Annotated in this window: 16 protein-coding genes and 3 pseudogenes; 15 read left to right on the top strand and 4 right to left on the bottom strand. The window is 60.3% G+C overall.

Features of this window, described 5'->3' with window-relative positions; translation table 11 throughout:
* The first annotated feature begins 4 nt into the window (after positions 1-4).
* From ACM530_RS29610 to ACM530_RS29585, 6 genes are all read left to right on the top strand, one after another.
* Positions 5-349, top strand: a complete 345-nt coding sequence (locus ACM530_RS29610; RefSeq protein ID WP_145163437.1) for an FKBP-type peptidyl-prolyl cis-trans isomerase — start codon at positions 5-7, stop codon at positions 347-349.
* Between the two features lie 12 nt (positions 350-361).
* Positions 362-964 (top strand): GNAT family N-acetyltransferase, encoded by a 603-nt coding sequence (locus ACM530_RS29605; protein WP_242200786.1) that lies wholly within the window; start codon positions 362-364, stop codon positions 962-964.
* 472 nt (positions 965-1,436) lie between these two features.
* Positions 1,437-2,153, top strand: a complete 717-nt coding sequence (locus tag ACM530_RS29600) for an MgtC/SapB family protein (protein ID WP_119735498.1) — start codon at positions 1,437-1,439, stop codon at positions 2,151-2,153.
* Between the two features lie 301 nt (positions 2,154-2,454).
* Positions 2,455-3,081, top strand: coding sequence for a response regulator transcription factor (locus ACM530_RS29595; protein ID WP_106579958.1), 627 nt, complete (start codon positions 2,455-2,457; stop codon positions 3,079-3,081).
* Between the two features lie 6 nt (positions 3,082-3,087).
* Positions 3,088-6,717 (top strand): transporter substrate-binding domain-containing protein, encoded by a 3,630-nt coding sequence (locus tag ACM530_RS29590; RefSeq protein ID WP_416363882.1) that lies wholly within the window; start codon positions 3,088-3,090, stop codon positions 6,715-6,717.
* Between the two features lie 124 nt (positions 6,718-6,841).
* The gene (locus ACM530_RS29585) at positions 6,842-7,264 is read left to right on the top strand and encodes a chemotaxis protein CheY (RefSeq protein ID WP_416363881.1); all 423 of its coding nucleotides are present in this window, start codon (positions 6,842-6,844) and stop codon (positions 7,262-7,264) included.
* Here ACM530_RS29585 and dkgB read toward each other — a convergent pair.
* Positions 7,261-8,079, bottom strand: coding sequence for a 2,5-didehydrogluconate reductase DkgB (gene dkgB, locus ACM530_RS29580; protein WP_369302716.1), 819 nt, complete (start codon positions 8,077-8,079; stop codon positions 7,261-7,263). The genes ACM530_RS29585 and dkgB overlap by 4 nt on opposite strands.
* A gap of 194 nt (positions 8,080-8,273) precedes the next feature.
* Between dkgB and ACM530_RS29575 the strand changes: the two genes are divergently transcribed.
* From ACM530_RS29575 to ACM530_RS29560, 4 genes and pseudogenes are all read left to right on the top strand, one after another.
* Entirely contained in the window at positions 8,274-8,669 is a 396-nt protein-coding gene (locus ACM530_RS29575; protein ID WP_145163447.1) for a carboxymuconolactone decarboxylase family protein, read from the top strand.
* A gap of 102 nt (positions 8,670-8,771) precedes the next feature.
* Positions 8,772-9,467 (top strand): annotated as a pseudogene (locus ACM530_RS29570) (peptide ABC transporter substrate-binding protein); the annotation flags it as partial.
* 34 nt (positions 9,468-9,501) lie between these two features.
* Positions 9,502-9,689: pseudogene (locus ACM530_RS29565) on the top strand (ABC transporter); the annotation flags it as partial.
* A 3-nt stretch (positions 9,690-9,692) separates the two neighbouring features.
* Positions 9,693-9,821, top strand: a pseudogene (locus tag ACM530_RS29560) (flavodoxin family protein); the annotation flags it as partial.
* 238 nt (positions 9,822-10,059) lie between these two features.
* On the opposite strand, the gene ACM530_RS29555 reads toward ACM530_RS29560, so the two are convergent.
* Both ACM530_RS29555 and ACM530_RS29550 read right to left on the bottom strand, forming a co-directional pair.
* Positions 10,060-11,142 carry a 3-deoxy-7-phosphoheptulonate synthase gene (locus ACM530_RS29555; RefSeq protein ID WP_416363880.1) on the bottom strand — a complete coding sequence of 361 codons (1,083 nt, stop codon included), beginning with the start codon at positions 11,140-11,142 and terminating at the stop codon, positions 10,060-10,062.
* A gap of 339 nt (positions 11,143-11,481) precedes the next feature.
* Positions 11,482-11,616: a hypothetical protein gene (locus ACM530_RS29550; RefSeq protein ID WP_256350929.1), complete on the bottom strand. Its 135-nt coding sequence runs from the start codon at positions 11,614-11,616 to the stop codon at positions 11,482-11,484.
* Between the two features lie 145 nt (positions 11,617-11,761).
* Here ACM530_RS29550 and ACM530_RS29545 point away from each other — a divergent pair, with 145 nt between their 5' ends.
* Both ACM530_RS29545 and ACM530_RS29540 read left to right on the top strand, forming a co-directional pair.
* Positions 11,762-12,511 carry a carbon-nitrogen hydrolase family protein gene (locus ACM530_RS29545; protein ID WP_416363879.1) on the top strand — a complete coding sequence of 250 codons (750 nt, stop codon included), beginning with the start codon at positions 11,762-11,764 and terminating at the stop codon, positions 12,509-12,511.
* Positions 12,512-12,958, top strand: coding sequence for a GNAT family N-acetyltransferase (locus ACM530_RS29540; protein ID WP_262206219.1), 447 nt, complete (start codon positions 12,512-12,514; stop codon positions 12,956-12,958).
* Positions 12,959-12,992: 34 nt separating this feature from the next.
* Here ACM530_RS29540 and ACM530_RS29535 read toward each other — a convergent pair whose 3' ends face one another.
* Positions 12,993-13,232, bottom strand: coding sequence for a DNA-binding protein (locus ACM530_RS29535; RefSeq protein WP_106579986.1), 240 nt, complete (start codon positions 13,230-13,232; stop codon positions 12,993-12,995).
* Between the two features lie 81 nt (positions 13,233-13,313).
* Here ACM530_RS29535 and ACM530_RS29530 point away from each other — a divergent pair, with 81 nt between their 5' ends.
* The 3 genes from ACM530_RS29530 (at position 13,314) to uvrC (ending at position 16,297) form a co-directional block, all read left to right on the top strand.
* On the top strand, positions 13,314-13,679 hold the full coding sequence (locus ACM530_RS29530) for a helix-turn-helix domain-containing protein (RefSeq protein ID WP_242200771.1): 366 nt from the start codon (positions 13,314-13,316) through the stop codon (positions 13,677-13,679).
* A gap of 151 nt (positions 13,680-13,830) precedes the next feature.
* Entirely contained in the window at positions 13,831-14,472 is a 642-nt protein-coding gene (gene uvrY, locus ACM530_RS29525; RefSeq protein WP_003190387.1) for a UvrY/SirA/GacA family response regulator transcription factor, read from the top strand.
* 1 nt (position 14,473) lies between these two features.
* On the top strand, positions 14,474-16,297 hold the full coding sequence (gene uvrC / locus ACM530_RS29520) for an excinuclease ABC subunit UvrC (RefSeq protein WP_416363878.1): 1,824 nt from the start codon (positions 14,474-14,476) through the stop codon (positions 16,295-16,297).
* The last annotated feature ends 21 nt before the right edge of the window (positions 16,298-16,318 follow it).

The raw sequence follows: 16,318 nt of genomic DNA, 5'->3' as shown, positions 1-16,318 counted from the left end.
TCCCATGAGCAACCAAGACCTTCAGATCACTGACATCCGCCTGGGCGACGGTAAAACCGTGGTCAAGGGCGCACTGATCACCACTCAATACACCGGCACCCTGGAAGACGGTACGGTGTTCGATTCGTCCTGGGAACGCGGCAAGCCGTTTCAGTGTGTGATCGGCACCGGGCGCGTGATCAAAGGCTGGGACCAGGGCTTGATGGGCATGCGCGTCGGCGGTGTACGCACATTGTGTGTACCGGCGCACCTGGCGTATGGCGAGCGTTCGATGGGCGCGCACATCAAACCCAACAGCAACCTGCGGTTTGAAATCGAGTTGCTGGAAGTGCTGACGCGCGATGACTGAAGGAAAGTGAACATGGACGTTGATGTTGAGGCGTTGCCGGGCTGCTCCGTCGCGGGCATCCGGGTGGTTGAATTGCATGGCAGCGATGCGGCTGAGCTGCAGCATTTTTTCGAACAGGCGCCGGCCTATTTCATCGCGGTCAATGGCGAGCCGGCCGGGCCGACTGAAGCGCGCGAAGAACTGCAGGGCTATTTGCCGGCAGGGTGGCGCTGCAGCCGGATGTACTGGCTGGGTTACCGCGATGCGCAGGATCAGTTGGTCGCCGTGGTGAACATTGCCGCGGATTTGCTCGCCGCCGGGGTTTGGCATATCGGATTGCTGCTGGTGCATACGCGTTTGCACGGCACCGGGCTTGCGCGACAGTTGCATGCCGATCTCGAATCCTGGGCTGCGAGCAAAGGCGCCCAATGGCTGCGTCTGACGGTGGTGGTCGGCAACACCAAGGCCGAGCGGTTCTGGCCCAAGCTTGGGTATGTGCCGGTGCGCACCCGCGAGGGAATTACGATGGGGCGGCAGGTGAATACGGTGTCGATTCAGCTCAAGGCGTTGGCGGGTGGGCGGATGGATGAGTACCTGGAAAAGGTCGAGCGTGATCGGCCGGGTACGCTGTCATAACCGATGTACATAGACCTGATCTGCAGTGACCATTTCCCTCCCACCTTTGATCGGGATGACGCCTGGAAAACGCTTCCTGAACTCGCGCTGAAGAAGCGGCCTGTTGGTCATCGGTAAACTTTCCTACGGTTTACTCACGCGAAAACGCGGCGTAAACTCCGCGCGTTTTCATCAATAGCGGAGACTCTCAGTGGGTACTTGTTCGAGTGACAGTTGTCGGCCGGTTTCAGTAACCGGCACATCCTTGGCAAGATAACGCGCATTCTTCCTGTGCCGTTGTCTCGCCTGAAAAAAGCGAGAAGCGGCATTCCGGCAGCGGCCAGTCCTGGCACCTGCCTGCATCCCTCTCATCGACGCTGACCAGCACCTGAAAGCATTCAGGCTGCTACGGACGCGCCTGCCTTTTACGGTGGGCGGGCCAAGGGTATCTATATCCGTCAGTTTGGCTGGCAATAAACAGGGAGGATTTCCTATGCAAGCAATCAACAACATCAACCTCAATTCTTTGGTCGATACTGTCGTCAGCCTCAGCGCGGCGTTTATCCTCGGCGGCTTGATCGGCTTCGAGCGTCAGTACCGCCAGCGCACGGCGGGTTTGCGCACCAATGTGCTGGTGGCCGTGGGCGCGGCGATTTTTGTCGACATGGCCAACCGGCTGGGCGGCGCTGAAGGCGCGGTTCGGGTGGTCGCGTACGTGGTCTCGGGCATCGGCTTTCTGGGGGCTGGCGTGATCATGCGCGAAGAGGGCAACGTGCGCGGGCTCAACACTGCCGCCACCCTGTGGGCCTCGGCAGCCGTGGGCGCTTGTGCGGGCGCCGACCTGATCCTCGAAGCGCTGCTGGGCACGCTGTTTGTACTGGCGGCCAACACGCTGCTGCGCCCGATCGTCAACAACATCAACCGTCAGCCTCTGGACGTGGTGTCGGCGGAGGTGACCAACATCCTCTATGTCATCGCGCGGCGCAGCCAGCAACAGGCGGTGATGGTGTTGCTCGAAGCCGAGCTGGCGCGCTGCAACTACCCGGCGAGCGACGTTGACGTCCGGCCGTTTGGCAGTGAAGAGGTGGAGATCGAGGCCACCCTGGTCGCGACCTCGGTAGACGGCGACGAACTGGATGCGCTGGTAGCGCGTATTTCCACATCGACCCTGGTGGTGCAGGCCTTCTGGAGCCCGAGCACCACTGATTAACCGGCGCGCCTCACGCATGACCAGGCGCTGGCTTGGTCATGTTTCGTGAGGAAAAGTCCTACATACGCTTGGGACTATCCCTTCGGATGAAACGTCATTTCGTTGCTAAGGTTGCGCGCTTGCAGCTAGCCGGCGGCATCGGTTTGGCTGTACGTGTTCAGCCGGCTTCAATCGAAGGGACCAGGAACAGCCTGGTTATTGTCCTGAGTAGGTGCAGCACCGCTGGTCGGCACTGTCATTTCTCACAGGTACCTGTGTCCCGTGTGATGTGTAAGGGTACTTATCCTCTCAGGGGAGTTTTATGACTAAAGCGCTAATAGTTGATGATCATCCGTTTATCCGTAAAACCGTCCGGCATCTGCTGACGCTGGAAGGTTTCACCGAAATCGATGAAGCGGGCAACGGTGCGGACGCTGTGCAGAAGGCCAGAGAGGGGCGTCCGGCGTTGATCATTCTTGATTTGGCGATCCCGAAGCTGGGAGGGCTTGAGGTGATCAGCCGGGTCAAGGCGTTGGGCCTGCCATGCAAGATTCTGGTACTGACCTCGTACCTTCCGGAGTTTTTTTCGGCGCGTTGCATGCGTGCCGGCGCCATGGGGTTTGTGGCCAAGACCGGTGAGCTGGATGAGCTGCAAAAGGCTATCAAAGCGGTAATGTCCAACTACAGTTGCTTTCCCAGCTTGCCGAGCAGTTCGGTGCGCCGTGACGATCTGCAGTCCACGGAGCAGGAACTGGTGCAAGCCCTGTCAGATCGCGAGTTGGCAGTGTTGCAGATGCTGGCCCTGGGCTTGGGCAATAACGAAATTGCCAATCAGATGTTACTCAGCCACAAGACCATCAGCACCTACAAGACGCGACTCAAGGAGAAGCTGCGCATGTCGTCTGTGGTCCACATGGCCAAGTTTGCACAGCGTAATCATCTGATCTGATCAGACATGATCCTTGCGCCGATGCGACGGTTCATCATCACGCTGTTGATGGGCTTGCTGCCGATGATGGCCAGTGCCCTTGATCAGCCGCAAAATCTGCGCCTGCTGGGGCACTCCAGCCTCAATGGTCACTCCGTAACGCTGGGCGAGGCTGACTGGCAGTGGTTGCGGGGGCGGCGTGTGTTGCTGATGGGGGTTTCCGCGCCCGACTACGGGCCCTTCGAACTGACCAACAACAACGACGAAATCGAAGGCATCACGGCGGACTATGCCGGGTTGCTCGCCCAAGCGCTGAACATCAGCGTTGAGGTGCGGCGCTACGATACCCGCGATGAAGTGCTCGAAGCCCTCAAGCAAGGCGCCATTGACCTGCTTGGGACGTCCAATGGTTTTGAGGCGGGCGACCCGCAATTGGTGCTTTCGCGTTCCTACGCCAATGACCAGCCGGTGCTGGTTACCCGCACCGGCGACAGCCAATCGTTGAGTGTCGGCCTCGCTGGCAAACGCATCGCCATGCTCTATCACTACATGCCGCCCGACGTGGTAGAGGCTTTTTACCCCAAGGCTCACGTGGAGTTGTTTCCGTCTATTTTCGAAGCCATTGGCGCCGTCGCGTTCGGTCGCGCCGATGTCTACCTGGGCGACGCCATCTCTGCCAATTACCAGATCAACCGCAACCACTTGAACAATGTGCAAATGGCGGATTTTTCCACGTTGGAATCCAATTCCTTCGCCTTTGCCGTGCTCAGGGACAACACCCGCTTGCTGCGCATCATCAACACTGCGCTGAGGGCGATCCCGGCGAACGAACAGATGGAAATATTGCGTCGTTGGAACGGTGACAACCTGGGCCTGCTCGGTGCCGAGCGGTTGCACTTGAGCACCAGTGAGCAGCGTTGGCTGGAGAAACACCCGCGGGTCAGGGTGGTGGCGTCCGAGCAGATGCTGCCGTTGGCGTCCTTTACGGCGCAAGGGCGACTGGAGGGCTTGAGTGCCGATGTTCTGTCGCGGATCAGCTTGCGTACCGGCTTGAAGTTCGATGTCGTTTCCGGCGGCTCGATGCCTCAGCAAATTGACGCGGTCAGTACAGGCCGGGCCGACATGATGGCGGTGGTGACCCCCAGTATCGAAGGCTCTGATCAGGTGCGCTTTACTCGACCTTACCTGACCAACCCGGTGGTGCTGGTCACCCGCAATGACGACCCCGGCACGATGACCCTGGAGGACATGGTCGGCAAGCGCCTCGCGATCAGCAGTGGCAATGCCGTGCGCGACGTCATCCACCGCGATTACCCAGGGATTAACTTTGTGGCGGCGCGCAACCCCACCGAAGCCATGGCGCTGGTGGCCAGCGGGGCTGCCGAAGGAGCAGTCAACTCATTGATCAATGCGCGTTACCTGATCGCCCAGCAGTACCGCGACCGCTTGCGCGTGACCAGTACCGTCGGCGCCGAGCCGGCACGCATGACGTTCGGGGTCAATCGCGGCCAGTTGGAGTTGTACTCGATACTCGACAAAGCGTTGCTGAGTATCCCTCCGCAGGAGATGGATGAGCTGGTCAGCCAATGGCGCACGGATGTGATCATTGAGGACCATTGGTTGCGTCACCGCAGTGCGATCATTCAAGGCTTTGGGCTGGCGGCGTTGTTGCTGTTGATCACTTCCGGCTGGGCTATTTACCTGCGCAGCCTGATCCGCAAACGCGCGCAGGCGGAACGGGCCTTGAGCGACCAGATGCGTTTTATGGGTGTATTGATCGACGGCACGCCTTATCCGATTTACGTGCGCGACCGCCAGGGCCGGCTGATGGCGTGCAACAGCGCTTATCTGGACGTGTTCGGCTTCAAGTCCGAGGCAGTGATCGGCAAGACCGTGATAGAAGCCGACAGCGGCAACCCTGTGCAGTCGCGGTCCTTCCATGAGGATTACCTGCGGTTGATGGAACGCGGCGAGCCGCAGATCAATGACCGGCTACTCACGTTGCCGGGTGGCAAGGTGCTGACCATTTACCACTGGATGCTGCCCTACCGCGATGGGGACGAAAACGTGGTGGGCATGATTGCCGGTTGGGTGGATGTGAGCGAACGCCAACGGTTATTGGGCCAGTTGCAGGAAGCCAAGGAAGACGCCGATGCCGCCAACCGCGCCAAGACCACGTTTCTGGCCACCATGAGCCATGAGATTCGCACGCCGATGAACGCGGTGATCGGCATGATTGAACTGGCGCTCGCCAATGCCGAGCAGGGGCGCGTCGACCGCGATGCCCTGGAGGTCGCCTCGGTTGCGTCGCGCGGCATGCTCGAGCTGATTGGCGATATTCTGGATATTTCCCGAATCGAATCCGGTCACTTGTCGCTGACCCTGGCGCCGGCCAATCTGCATGAATTGCTCACCTCGGTGGCGCGGGTGTTCGAGGGGCTGGCGCGGACCAAAGGCCTGGCGTTGCAGGTGGAACTCGACCCGCTGATTGATTATCCGGTGCTGATCGACTCCTTGCGGTTCAAGCAGGTGGTGTCCAACCTGCTGAGCAATGCAATCAAGTTCACGGCCCAGGGCCAGGTACGTCTGGGCGGGCGCAGTGCACCGGGGTCTGATACTGGCCATCTGGAACTGGTGTTATGGGTGGAAGACACCGGCATCGGCATCAGCAGTGAAGACCAGCAGCGTCTGTTCAACCCGTTTTTCCAGGGCAGCAACACCGAACAATCAGCGCGCAGCGGCTCGGGGCTGGGGCTGGTGATCAGCCGCAGTCTGTGTGAAATGCTGGGCGGCACGCTGCAGTTGAGCAGTGCGCCCGGGCAGGGCACGCGAGTGGACATGACGTTGACGTTGGCCAGGGCCACCGCAGTGCCGGTCGAGCGTGCCGGGCCGGCGCCTGTGGTCCGGCCGGGCCGTGTATTGAGCATCTTGGTGGTGGACGACTACCCGGCCAATCGCTTGCTGCTGGCGCGCCAACTGCGCTTTCTGGGGCATCGCATCACCCTGGCCGAAGACGGTGTGCAAGGGCTTGAATGCTGGCAAGCCGAGCAACCGGATGTGGTGATCACCGATTGCAACATGCCCCTCAAGAATGGCTACGCCCTGGCGCGCGATATCCGCGCGCAGGAGCGTGCGCAAGGCTTGGTACCGTGCTTGCTGCTGGGCTTTACCGCTAACGCGCAACCGGAGGAAACCGAGCGCTGCCGACAGGCAGGCATGGATACCTGTTTGTTCAAACCTGCCGGCCTTGAGGACTTGCACTCGGCACTGGCCGCACTTGCGACCAGCCCTGGGGTATCTGAGGTTGAGCAGACATTTGATGTGAGCGCCCTGATCACGCTGACGGGTGACGATGACGCGGCGCTCAATGAACTGTTGATACCGTTGCTTGAAAGCCTTGAGGCAGACCGCGCGCTGCTGCCGGTGCTGCACCGCCAGTTGAATTTTCACGAACTGCATGACCTCGCCCACCGCGCCAAGGGCGGCGCACGGCTGGTCAAGGCGCAGACGCTGATAACCTGTTGCGAAAGGCTTGAGGAGGTGTGTCAGCGCCAGGAGCGCGACGCACTGGGCATGGCGATTGAAGCGGTAGGCGAAGCCCTCGACGATCTGCATCGGCGCTTGAGCAGCTTTACGCTCGGTGCTGAGCGCGGTTGAGCGCCGTTCAGTGGATTTGGGAGAACTCCTACATGAAGGAGGAACATACCTGATTTTGTCTTCGGGATATGTCTGGAAAATGGGCCACGCTCACTGACGAGCACAGCCTGCCCAGGGGTTTGCCATGCCGAACAAAGCACTGACCATCCTGATTGCCGATGAACAGCACCTGCAGCGGCTGTACATCGAAAAAATGCTCAACCAGCTGGGGTACCACCGGATTGTTCCGGTGCAAACCCTTGAAGAAGTCCAGATTCTTACCGCCATCCCGGCCGAGCCATTCGACGTACTGATCATTAATGCGGGGTTGACCGCCCAGGCCGACGGGCCGCAGCCCCAGGTGCATCATGTACTGGTCTACGACCACCAAACCCTGGATATTCCAGGCGGTGTACCGCCGACGCTGCTGGTCAGGCTGCCCGGCATGCCGGACACCGTCAACCTCGAGCACTTCATGGACATCATCGACCCACCCGAGCCCCACCGTGGCCTGCGGGTATTGCCATGGCTGCGGGAGTTATCCCGCACGCCGGCGGCCGGGGTTTAGTCCCACTTCGGGGCGATGCCTTTAGGGCTGGTCAGGCGATGGCCGCGCTCCAGGCCGGCGATCTGTGCCATGTCGGCAGCGCTCAAAGTGAGTTGCAGGGCCTTGAGGTTGCTGTCCAGATTGGCACGTTTGGTGGACGACGGAATCACCGCATAGCCCAATTGCATGGCCCACGCGAGGGTCACTTGCGCCGCCGTGGCCTGGTGGCGTTCGGCGATCTGCTGGATTACCGGGTCTTTGAGCACTTCGCCGTAGGCCAGGGTCATGTACGACGTAATCTGAATACCGTGGGCGATGGCGAAATCCACCACCTTCTGGTTTTGCAGGTAGGGATGCAGTTCGATTTGGTTGGTGGCGATGTTTTCGGCGCCCACCGCGGCAATCGCCTGCTTCATCAGGTCGATGGTGAAGTTGGAAATACCGATTTGGCGCGTCAGGCCCAGGCGCTTGGCTTCCAGCAACTGGCCCATGAATTGGGCGACAGGCACCTGGTCTTCCGGCGACGGCCAGTGGATCAGGGTCAGGTCCAGGTAGTCGGTCTTCAGTTTGCGCAGGCTTTCACGCAGGCTGGGAATCAACTGGCCTTCGGCGAAATTGGCAATCCAGATCTTGCTGGTGATGAACAGTTCGTCACGCGGCACGCCGCTGTCGGCAATGGCTTGGCCGACGTCCGCTTCGTTCTCGTAGATCTGCGCGGTATCGATGACGCGGTAGCCCAGTTCCAGGCCCGTGCTCACAGAGTCGATTACCACTTGGCCTTGCAGGCGGAAGGTGCCAAGGCCGAAGGCGGGAACGTTTTGCGTAGGGATAGACATCTGTAACTCCTGAAGGGGTGTGAACAATGGAGTCGAGTATCCCCCCGACGCTCCTTCGGAAAAACCGTCGAACCCGAAAAGGACTCTTTACCAGAAGTCACGAGTCTCGCCCGCAATAAAAAATGCGGCTTCACTTGCCACAGACAGCTGCCGCACGGTATTCCAGAACACCCACTGTCAGCCCGGAACATGCCATGACCCAACACTTGACCGAATACGCCGACGCCAGCCCCGAGGTGCGCGCGGTGTATGACGACATCATGCAGACGCGCAAGGTTGACCAGGTGAATAACTTCTGGAAATGCCTGGCCGCCCACCCGCCGACCCTGCGCCGCACCTGGGAAAGCCTCAAGGAAGTCATGGCCCCCGGCGCACTGGATCCGCTGACCAAGGAGTTGCTCTACGTGGCCGTCAGCGTGACCAACAATTGCCCGTATTGCATCGCCTCCCACACGGCCGCCGCGCGCAAGGCCGGTATGACTGACGCGATGTTCGGCGAGTTGCAGGCGGTGGTCGGCATGGCCAATCAAACCAACCGCCTGGCCACCGGTTATCGCGTGCCGGTCGATGAGGTATTCAAGTGGCCGTGAGATCGCTCAGCGGTCGAACAACGCCATCCACCAGCGCAAGCGGCTCAAAAGGTTGGCGGCGTAATCACCCAGATGACTCGCGTCTCTACCTTGCCCGGGTTCGGGCAAGTCGATGTGATCAATAAAGTCGACCTGAAAACCGTGGCGTTGCTCAAGCGCAACCCAGGCTTGGTGATTGAAGAAACCAAGGGCGCCCAGCGCTACACCTTCCCGATCCAGCCGGGCAGCCGCTTTATCAACGCTGCGCTGGAGCAGCGCCGCTACGACCCGGACAAGTCGCGCTTCTACCTGCGCAAGGCCGGGGTGGAGTCGTTCAAGGTGCGCCTGCAAGCTTGCGACGCTGCTTACACCGGCGCGGTGGACGGCTCGGTACTGTTCAAGGAACAGGCGCGCCAGGCCGGTATCGACATTGACGTGGTGCGCGAGCCGGCCGACGGCTACTTCTCCAATGTGTGGATAAAGCAGCCGTTCACCACCTCGTTCTGGTACAGCAGCCTGACCGCCGACCGCATGTTCAGCATCGGCTACGCCAAAGGCGCGGCCTGGAACGAAACCCTCTGGGACAACGCGCGCTTTAACCAACTGCTCACGGCGGCCAGTGGCGAGATGAACGCGCCGCTGCGCCAAGAGATGTACAACGCAATGCAGGCCCTGTGCCGGGACGATGGCGGCGCGATTGTGCCGATGTTCGCCAGCTCTGTGGCGGCGCGTTCGAACCGCCTCAGCCGCGGGCCGCTGACCGCGCCGTATGGTGAATTGGATGGGCTGCGGCTAATCGAGCGGTGGTGGCAGGCCTAGGGATCGACCAGCCAATGAACATCCAGTGTGGGAGCTGGCTTACCTGTTCATCACCCACGACGTCGCCACGGTGCGCGCGATTGCCGATGAGGTGGTGGTGATGCAGCGGGGCAGGGTGGTTGACCAGGGCAGCTGCAGCGCGATTTTTACCCCCCCTTACAGGCCTACACCGGCCTGCTGTTTTCATCGGAACCGGAAATGGACCCGGGCTGGCTCGATCATTTCAGTGACTTGTACGCCATGCAGTGGAACCCGGTAGCGTCGGCGGCGGATTTTTCCACGCGCGAGAACCCTGACTATCTGGTGTATGCCCTGGAGCAACGGCTGGGGGTGAAGAAGCAATCGATTGCAGCGGCGGGATTTTCTGCTGGGGTATGCGCAGAAACTGCAAGGGCTGGCGAGTGAGCAGCCCTTGGTGTTTGCGAAACTGGCGCAGTTTGATGAGGCGTTGTATCCACTTTCCCGACCCAAACACCGTACAAATGTGGGAGGGGGCTTGCCCCCGAATGCGGTCTATCAGTGCCAGATTTTCTGACTGAGACACCGCCTTCGCAGGCTAGCCAGCTCCCACATTTTGATCTCCATCCGTCAGTCAGCTTTGTGGTGTTCGGTGTTCCCGCAACCGCTCAGCCGCACCACGCAACAGCTGCTCGGTGCCACTCCAGCCCAGGCAACCATCGGTCACTGACACGCCGTATTTCATCGACGCGCTCAACGGCTGGCAACCTTCGAACAGATGGCTTTCGAGCATCATGCCGATCAGCGAGGTGTCGCCTTGCAGGCGTTGTTCCAGCACGTCGTTGAACACTGCCGGCTGACGCAACGGGTCTTTGCCGCTGTTGGCGTGGCTGCAATCGACCATGATCCGCGCCGCGACTTTGGACTTGGCCAAATCGTGTTTTACCTGCGCCACACTTTGCGCATCGTAGTTTGGCCCACGGTGGCCGCCGCGCAGCACCAGGTGCGTGTCGGGGTTGCCTGGGGTCTGGATGATTGCCGGATGGCCCTGGCTGTCGACGCCGAAGTGGCGGTGCGGGTGTGACGCCGAGCGCATCGCGTCACAGGCAATCGCGACGCCGCCGTCGGTGCCGTTCTTGAAGCCGACCGGCATGCCCAGGCCGCTGGCCATTTCGCGGTGGATCTGCGATTCGGTAGTGCGAGCGCCAATGGCGACCCAGCTGAGCAGGTCATCGAAGTAGCCGGCGGCCATGGGTTGCAGCAGCTCGGTGGCGACCGGCAGGCCCAGACGCAGCATTTCACGCATCAGTTCGCGCGACAGGGTCAGGCCTGCGGCCATGTCATCGCTGCCGTCCAGGTGCGGGTCGTAGGCCAGGCCTTTCCAGCCGATGGTGGTGCGCGGTTTTTCCACGTAGGCGCGGATCACCAGCAGCATCTGGTCGCGGACTTCAAGCGCGAGCTTCTTCAGATTGCGTGCGTATTCCATGGCCGATTCGGGATCGTGGATCGAGCACGGGCCGACAATCACCAGCAAACGGGCGTCTTCACCGTTGAGGATGGCGCGCACGGCTTGGCGATGGGCGTGGATCTGTTCGTTGAGGAACGGGCTGAGGGGCAACTGGTGCTTGAGTTCAAGCGAGCTGGGCAGGCGCTGGGTCAGGGCTTCATTGGCGCTGGACAGGTTGGCAACAGGCAAGGCGGCGGTGGCAGAGTTCATATTCAAGGCTTCCTGGGCAAGCGGCGGGCGATTCCCGCGCGCTCTGCCCTACTGGGGTGTTCGACAATTGGCCGTATTGGCTACGTGTGTTGGCTTGCCACCAATAGGTGACCGATCGGAGGCGGCAGGCTGTCCCGAACGGAGCTTGCTAAATCGCCATGCAGTGGAGGTGTCGTAGCGGTAATAGGTGGCGTAGTTCATGTCGTGAGTCCTTTTAGTGTTCGGTGTGAAGCAAAATGAGTAAGGGCTGAAAAAACAAAACCCCCGGTCGGGGAGCCGACCGGGGGTTAGATTTCTCTGGCAGGCGACCCCTTGAGTAGTGGGCGCCGATTTCAGGTATCAGGCGCGCCAGTGGCTAAACCAATACCCAAAATAAAAGCTGACCAGTGCGCTCAAACCGTTCACGCGGGTAGCCGACACCGAGCGCGAGGCGCTGGCAGCAGGGCAAACCTGAGTGTGGGTGAGTTGCAACATGGTGTGTCTCCAAATGATGCGGGGAGCTTACTAGAGGCACGCGGGTGGATTCAATCAGTAATTTCTATCGCTTGAGGTACTTACGGCTATGGGGTGAGTGTCGATATGCTGCTGACACTTAGATATTGATGGCTTGGACGCGACCATGACTGCCTTGACCCTTGCTGCTGCTCAGACCACTTCAATCGCAGGCGATGTGCCGGCCAATATCCAGCGGCACTTGGCGTTTATGCAGGTGGCGGCGGAGCACGGTGTGCAGTTACTGGTGTTTCCAGAGCTGTCGTTGACCGGCTACGAGCCGGCGCTGGCCGCTGAACTGGCGATGGCGCCAGAGGATGCACGGCTGGCGCCACTGCGTGAAAAGGCGCAGGCGCTGCAGTTGACGGCGGTGGTGGGGATGCCGATCCGTTTGGCGCCCGAGGCGGGCGTGTTGATTGGCGCGCTGGTGTTGGCGGCGGACGGGTCGCTGGCGGTGTACACCAAGCAGCATTTGCATCCGGGTGAAGACGTGGCGTTTGTCGCAGGGCAGGGCGGTGCCGCCCTCGAATGGGCGGATGACCGTATTGCGCTGGCGGTTTGCGCAGACTTTTCCCACGCCAGCCATCCACGTGAGGCCGCGCAGGCCGGTGCCAATGTGTACGCCGCCGGCGTGTTGATCAGCGAGGGTGGCTACGCCGCGGACAGCGCGCTGCTCCAGGGTTATGCCGCCGAGCATCGCATGCTGGTGTTGATGGCCAACCATGGCGGGCCTTCAGGCGGCTGGGCCTGCGCAGGGCGCAGCGCCATCTGGGCCGCGGACGGCAGCGTGCTGGCCGCCGCACCGGGCACTGGCGACGCGTTGGTGCTTGCCCGCCGCGATGGCGGCCACTGGTCTGGCCACGTGGTTGCGCTGTAAATGACGTTTCACCTGCGCGCCGCGACTGGCGATGACTTGCCATTCGCGCGGAGGCTGACCCACCAAGCCATGGGGGGTTACTACCTGCAATACGGTCTTGTGTGGTCTGACTATGGCTTTGACGTGGGCTGGGGCAGCCGCGAGAACTGGATGATCTGCAAGGGCGACGCGGTGTTGGGGTTTATCAGCCTGAGCCGTGACAACAGTGCTCTGTACATTCGCGAATTGCACTTATCCGAAAACTACCGCAAGCAGGGCGCAGGCAGCTGGGTACTCGAGCAGATGGCGCTCAAGGCGCGCGCGCAGGGGCTGGGTCTTTTACGCTTGACGGTGTTCAAAACCAATCCGGCGCGCAGGTTGTATCAGCGCCTGGGGTTGAGCATCGTTGGGGAAGAAGGTTGCTTCTGGCGCATGGAGCGCGAGTGTCCGGCTGGTCCATCGGGCTAAACAGGCACGTCTTGCCACTAGGCGCAGACTGCGGTCAGGAAACGATTTCCGGGTCGCGGTTCAGGGCTACCGGCTCATCCACGATAATTCCTTCTTTCATGCCCAACAGGACCGCCACCTTGTGGGCTTCCCCACGCCGTCCTTTTTTACGGCCGGCGAGCACTTGATAGGTTGTGGCCGGATCAACGCCGTGCTCACGGGCAAACGCTTGAACTGACTTCCCTTGATGTTCCAGCCAGGCCTTGGCTTGTGCAGCAGTGCGAATACCGGGCATAGTTCAAAACCGTTCAAGTTTGTTTAAAACGAGATGAGTGTGTCACCTCTTGGGGTGTGCCAGACAGGATCATACATCCAAATGAGTGGAATCGGTTCGCGTTTAAGACAGGAAAGAGAACGTCTTGGCCTGTCGCAGAAAGTTTTTGGTGAAATCGGCGGCGTCGAGGCAAATGCCCAAGGCAAATACGAAAGCGGCGGCCGCGCACCCAAGGCGGACTACCTGTCACGCGTGGCTCAGCGTGGTGTAGATGTTTTATATGTGCTGACGGGAAGCCCGACGCCTATGCAGCTGGAAAACCTCAGTCAGTTGGAAGAAAAAATCCTGGAAAACTACCGGGTCATGCTCAAGGAAGATCAGGACGCTATCCGCCGACTGACCGCCACACTGGCGGAACACTCCGTGTCGCAGAACGGAAAACACAAGTCGGCTCTCACGCAAAGCTGACCTTATGCTCAGTAAAATCGGCTGTCCGGCGCAAGTCGGGCACCGATAGCGTGCGTAAACTCTATATATATGACGCTTGTAGCTAGGTCTGCGCCATGGTTTTTTGCTAAGGTGTTCAGCAACCTATAAGACCATATCGCGAGGTGTCTGCTTGATTAGGGTGCTAGTAGTCGATGACCATGATCTCGTTCGTACAGGCATTACACGAATGCTGGCTGACATCGATGGCCTGCAAGTAGTCGGTCAGGCCGAGTCAGGGGAGGAGTCCCTGATCAAGGCCCGGGAGTTGAAACCCGATGTGGTTTTGATGGACGTCAAGATGCCTGGGATCGGCGGTCTTGGTGCCACTACCAAATTGTTGCGCAGCCATCCGGACATTAAAGTCGTGGTGGTGACCGTGTGCGAGGAAGACCCTTTTCCTACACGTCTGCTACAGGCAGGCGCGGCCGGTTACCTGACCAAAGGCGCAGGCCTGGCGGAGATGGTGCAAGCCATTCGCCTGGTATTTGCCGGCCAGCGTTATATCAGCCCGCAGATTGCCCAACAGTTGGCTATCAAATCGTTCCAGCCCACCAGCGACTCGCCGTTTGATGCGCTGTCGGAGCGGGAGATCCAGATCGCCTTGATGATCGTCGGCTGCCAGAAAGTGCAGACGATTTCCGACAAGCTCTGCCTGTCGCCCAAAACCGTTAACACCTACCGCTATCGCATTTTCGAGAAGCTCGCCATCAGCAGTGATGTTGAATTGACCCTGCTCGCGGTGCGCCACGGCATGGTGGACGCCAGCGCCTGACATGACCACACCGTTTGATCCAAGTGCCTTTCTCTCAACCTGCAGTGGCCGCCCCGGCGTGTACCGCATGTTCGACAGCGAGGCGCGCCTGCTTTATGTGGGCAAAGCCAAGAACCTGAAAAACCGTCTGGCGAGCTACTTTCGCAAGACCGGCCTGGCGACGAAAACCGCTGCCCTGGTGGCGCGCATCGCCCAGGTTGAAACCACCATCACCGCCAATGAAACCGAAGCGCTGCTGCTTGAGCAGACGCTGATCAAGGAGTGGCGGCCGCCCTACAACATTCTGCTGCGCGACGATAAATCCTATCCCTACGTGTTTTTATCCGACGGCGACTTCCCGCGGCTGAGCATTCACCGCGGCGCGAAGAAGCAGAAGGGCAAGTATTTCGGGCCGTACCCCAGCGCCGGTGCAATCCGCGAAAGCCTGAGCCTGCTGCAAAAGACCTTTTTTGTGCGCCAGTGCGAAGACAGCTTCTACAAGAACCGCACACGACCTTGCCTGCAGTACCAGATCAAGCGCTGCAAGGCGCCTTGTGTCGGCCTGGTTGATCCGACGGAGTACGCCGAGGATGTGCGCCATTCGGTGATGTTCCTCGAAGGGCGCAGCAATGCGCTCACCGATGAGCTCTCCGGCGCCATGGAGCAGGCTGCCAGCACGCTCGATTTCGAGCGGGCCGCTGAATTGCGCGACCAGATCTCTCTGTTGCGCCGTGTTCAGGACCAGCAAAGCATGGAGGGCGGCAACGGCGACGTCGATGTGATCGCCGCGTTCGTCAACCCGGGCGGCGCCTGTGTGCATTTGATCAGCGTGCGTGGCGGGCGAGTGCTGGGCAGCAAGAACTTCTTCCCGCAAACCGGGATCGACGAGGAAGTGGCTGAGGTCATGGCCGCCTTCCTTGGTCAGTACTACGTCAGCAGCCCCGAGCGCGATCTGCCCTCGGAGTTGATCGTCAACGTGGTGCATGAAGACTTCCCCACACTGATTGAGGCCATCCACGAGCTGCGCGGCCGTGAGCTGGACATCAGCCACCGCGTGCGCGGTACCCGTGCCCGTTGGCAGCAACTGGCGGTCACAAACGCCGAGCAGGCCCTGAGTGCGCGTCTGGCCAATCGGCAGCATGTGGCCGCACGCTTCGACGCCTTGGCTGAAGTGCTTAACCTGGACGAGCCGCCGCAACGGCTGGAGTGCTACGACATCAGCCACTCCAGCGGCGAAGCCACCGTGGCGTCCTGTGTGGTGTTCGGGCCGGAAGGGCCGATCAAATCCGATTACCGGCGCTACAACATCGAAGGCGTTACCGCCGGCGATGACTATGCCGCGATGCACCAGGCCCTGACGCGACGCTTCAGCAAGTTGAAGGACGGCGAGGGCAAACTGCCGGATATCCTTCTGGTGGACGGCGGCAAGGGCCAGTTGTCCATGGCCCGTGACGTGCTCAACGAACTGGCCGTACCCGACCTGATCCTGCTCGGCGTGGCCAAGGGCGCCACGCGCAAGGCCGGTTTCGAGACGTTGTACTTGAATGATGCCGCCCATGAGTTCACTTTGAAGGGCGACTCACCCGCGCTGCACCTGATTCAACAGATCCGTGACGAGGCCCACCGTTTTGCCATTACTGGCCACCGTGCCCGTCGCGGCAAAACCCGTCGAACCTCAACCCTGGAAGGGGTGGCGGGCGTTGGCCCGACACGCCGGCGCGACCTGCTTAAACATTTTGGTGGCTTGCAGGAGCTGTCCCGTGCCAGCATTGACGAAATAGCCAAAGCACCCGGTATCAGTAAAAAGCTCGCTGAGTTGATTTATGCAAACCTGCACAGCGAATAGAATGCCTTCTCACCTCGTAGC

Source organism: Pseudomonas sp. NFX183 (assembly GCF_047943075.1).
Taxonomy (GTDB): domain Bacteria; phylum Pseudomonadota; class Gammaproteobacteria; order Pseudomonadales; family Pseudomonadaceae; genus Aquipseudomonas.
The sequence above is the reverse complement of the archived record's forward strand: the minus strand, read 5'-3'. Positions and strand labels throughout refer to the sequence as shown.

Excerpts from the sequence above, each read along its gene's own strand:
- ACM530_RS29610 (WP_145163437.1), top strand. The coding sequence starts at position 5 with ATGAGCAACCAAGACCTTCAGATCACTGACATCCGCCTGGGCGACGGT.
- ACM530_RS29605 (WP_242200786.1), top strand. The coding sequence starts at position 362 with ATGGACGTTGATGTTGAGGCGTTGCCGGGCTGCTCCGTCGCGGGCATC.
- ACM530_RS29600 (WP_119735498.1), top strand. The coding sequence starts at position 1,437 with ATGCAAGCAATCAACAACATCAACCTCAATTCTTTGGTCGATACTGTC.
- ACM530_RS29595 (WP_106579958.1), top strand. The coding sequence starts at position 2,455 with ATGACTAAAGCGCTAATAGTTGATGATCATCCGTTTATCCGTAAAACC.
- ACM530_RS29590 (WP_416363882.1), top strand. The coding sequence starts at position 3,088 with ATGATCCTTGCGCCGATGCGACGGTTCATCATCACGCTGTTGATGGGC.
- ACM530_RS29585 (WP_416363881.1), top strand. The coding sequence starts at position 6,842 with ATGCCGAACAAAGCACTGACCATCCTGATTGCCGATGAACAGCACCTG.
- dkgB (WP_369302716.1), bottom strand. The coding sequence starts at position 8,079 with ATGTCTATCCCTACGCAAAACGTTCCCGCCTTCGGCCTTGGCACCTTC.
- ACM530_RS29575 (WP_145163447.1), top strand. The coding sequence starts at position 8,274 with ATGACCCAACACTTGACCGAATACGCCGACGCCAGCCCCGAGGTGCGC.
- ACM530_RS29555 (WP_416363880.1), bottom strand. The coding sequence starts at position 11,142 with ATGAACTCTGCCACCGCCGCCTTGCCTGTTGCCAACCTGTCCAGCGCC.
- ACM530_RS29550 (WP_256350929.1), bottom strand. The coding sequence starts at position 11,616 with ATGTTGCAACTCACCCACACTCAGGTTTGCCCTGCTGCCAGCGCCTCG.
- ACM530_RS29545 (WP_416363879.1), top strand. The coding sequence starts at position 11,762 with ATGACTGCCTTGACCCTTGCTGCTGCTCAGACCACTTCAATCGCAGGC.
- ACM530_RS29540 (WP_262206219.1), top strand. The coding sequence starts at position 12,512 with ATGACGTTTCACCTGCGCGCCGCGACTGGCGATGACTTGCCATTCGCG.
- ACM530_RS29535 (WP_106579986.1), bottom strand. The coding sequence starts at position 13,232 with ATGCCCGGTATTCGCACTGCTGCACAAGCCAAGGCCTGGCTGGAACAT.
- ACM530_RS29530 (WP_242200771.1), top strand. The coding sequence starts at position 13,314 with ATGAGTGGAATCGGTTCGCGTTTAAGACAGGAAAGAGAACGTCTTGGC.
- uvrC (WP_416363878.1), top strand. The coding sequence starts at position 14,474 with ATGACCACACCGTTTGATCCAAGTGCCTTTCTCTCAACCTGCAGTGGC.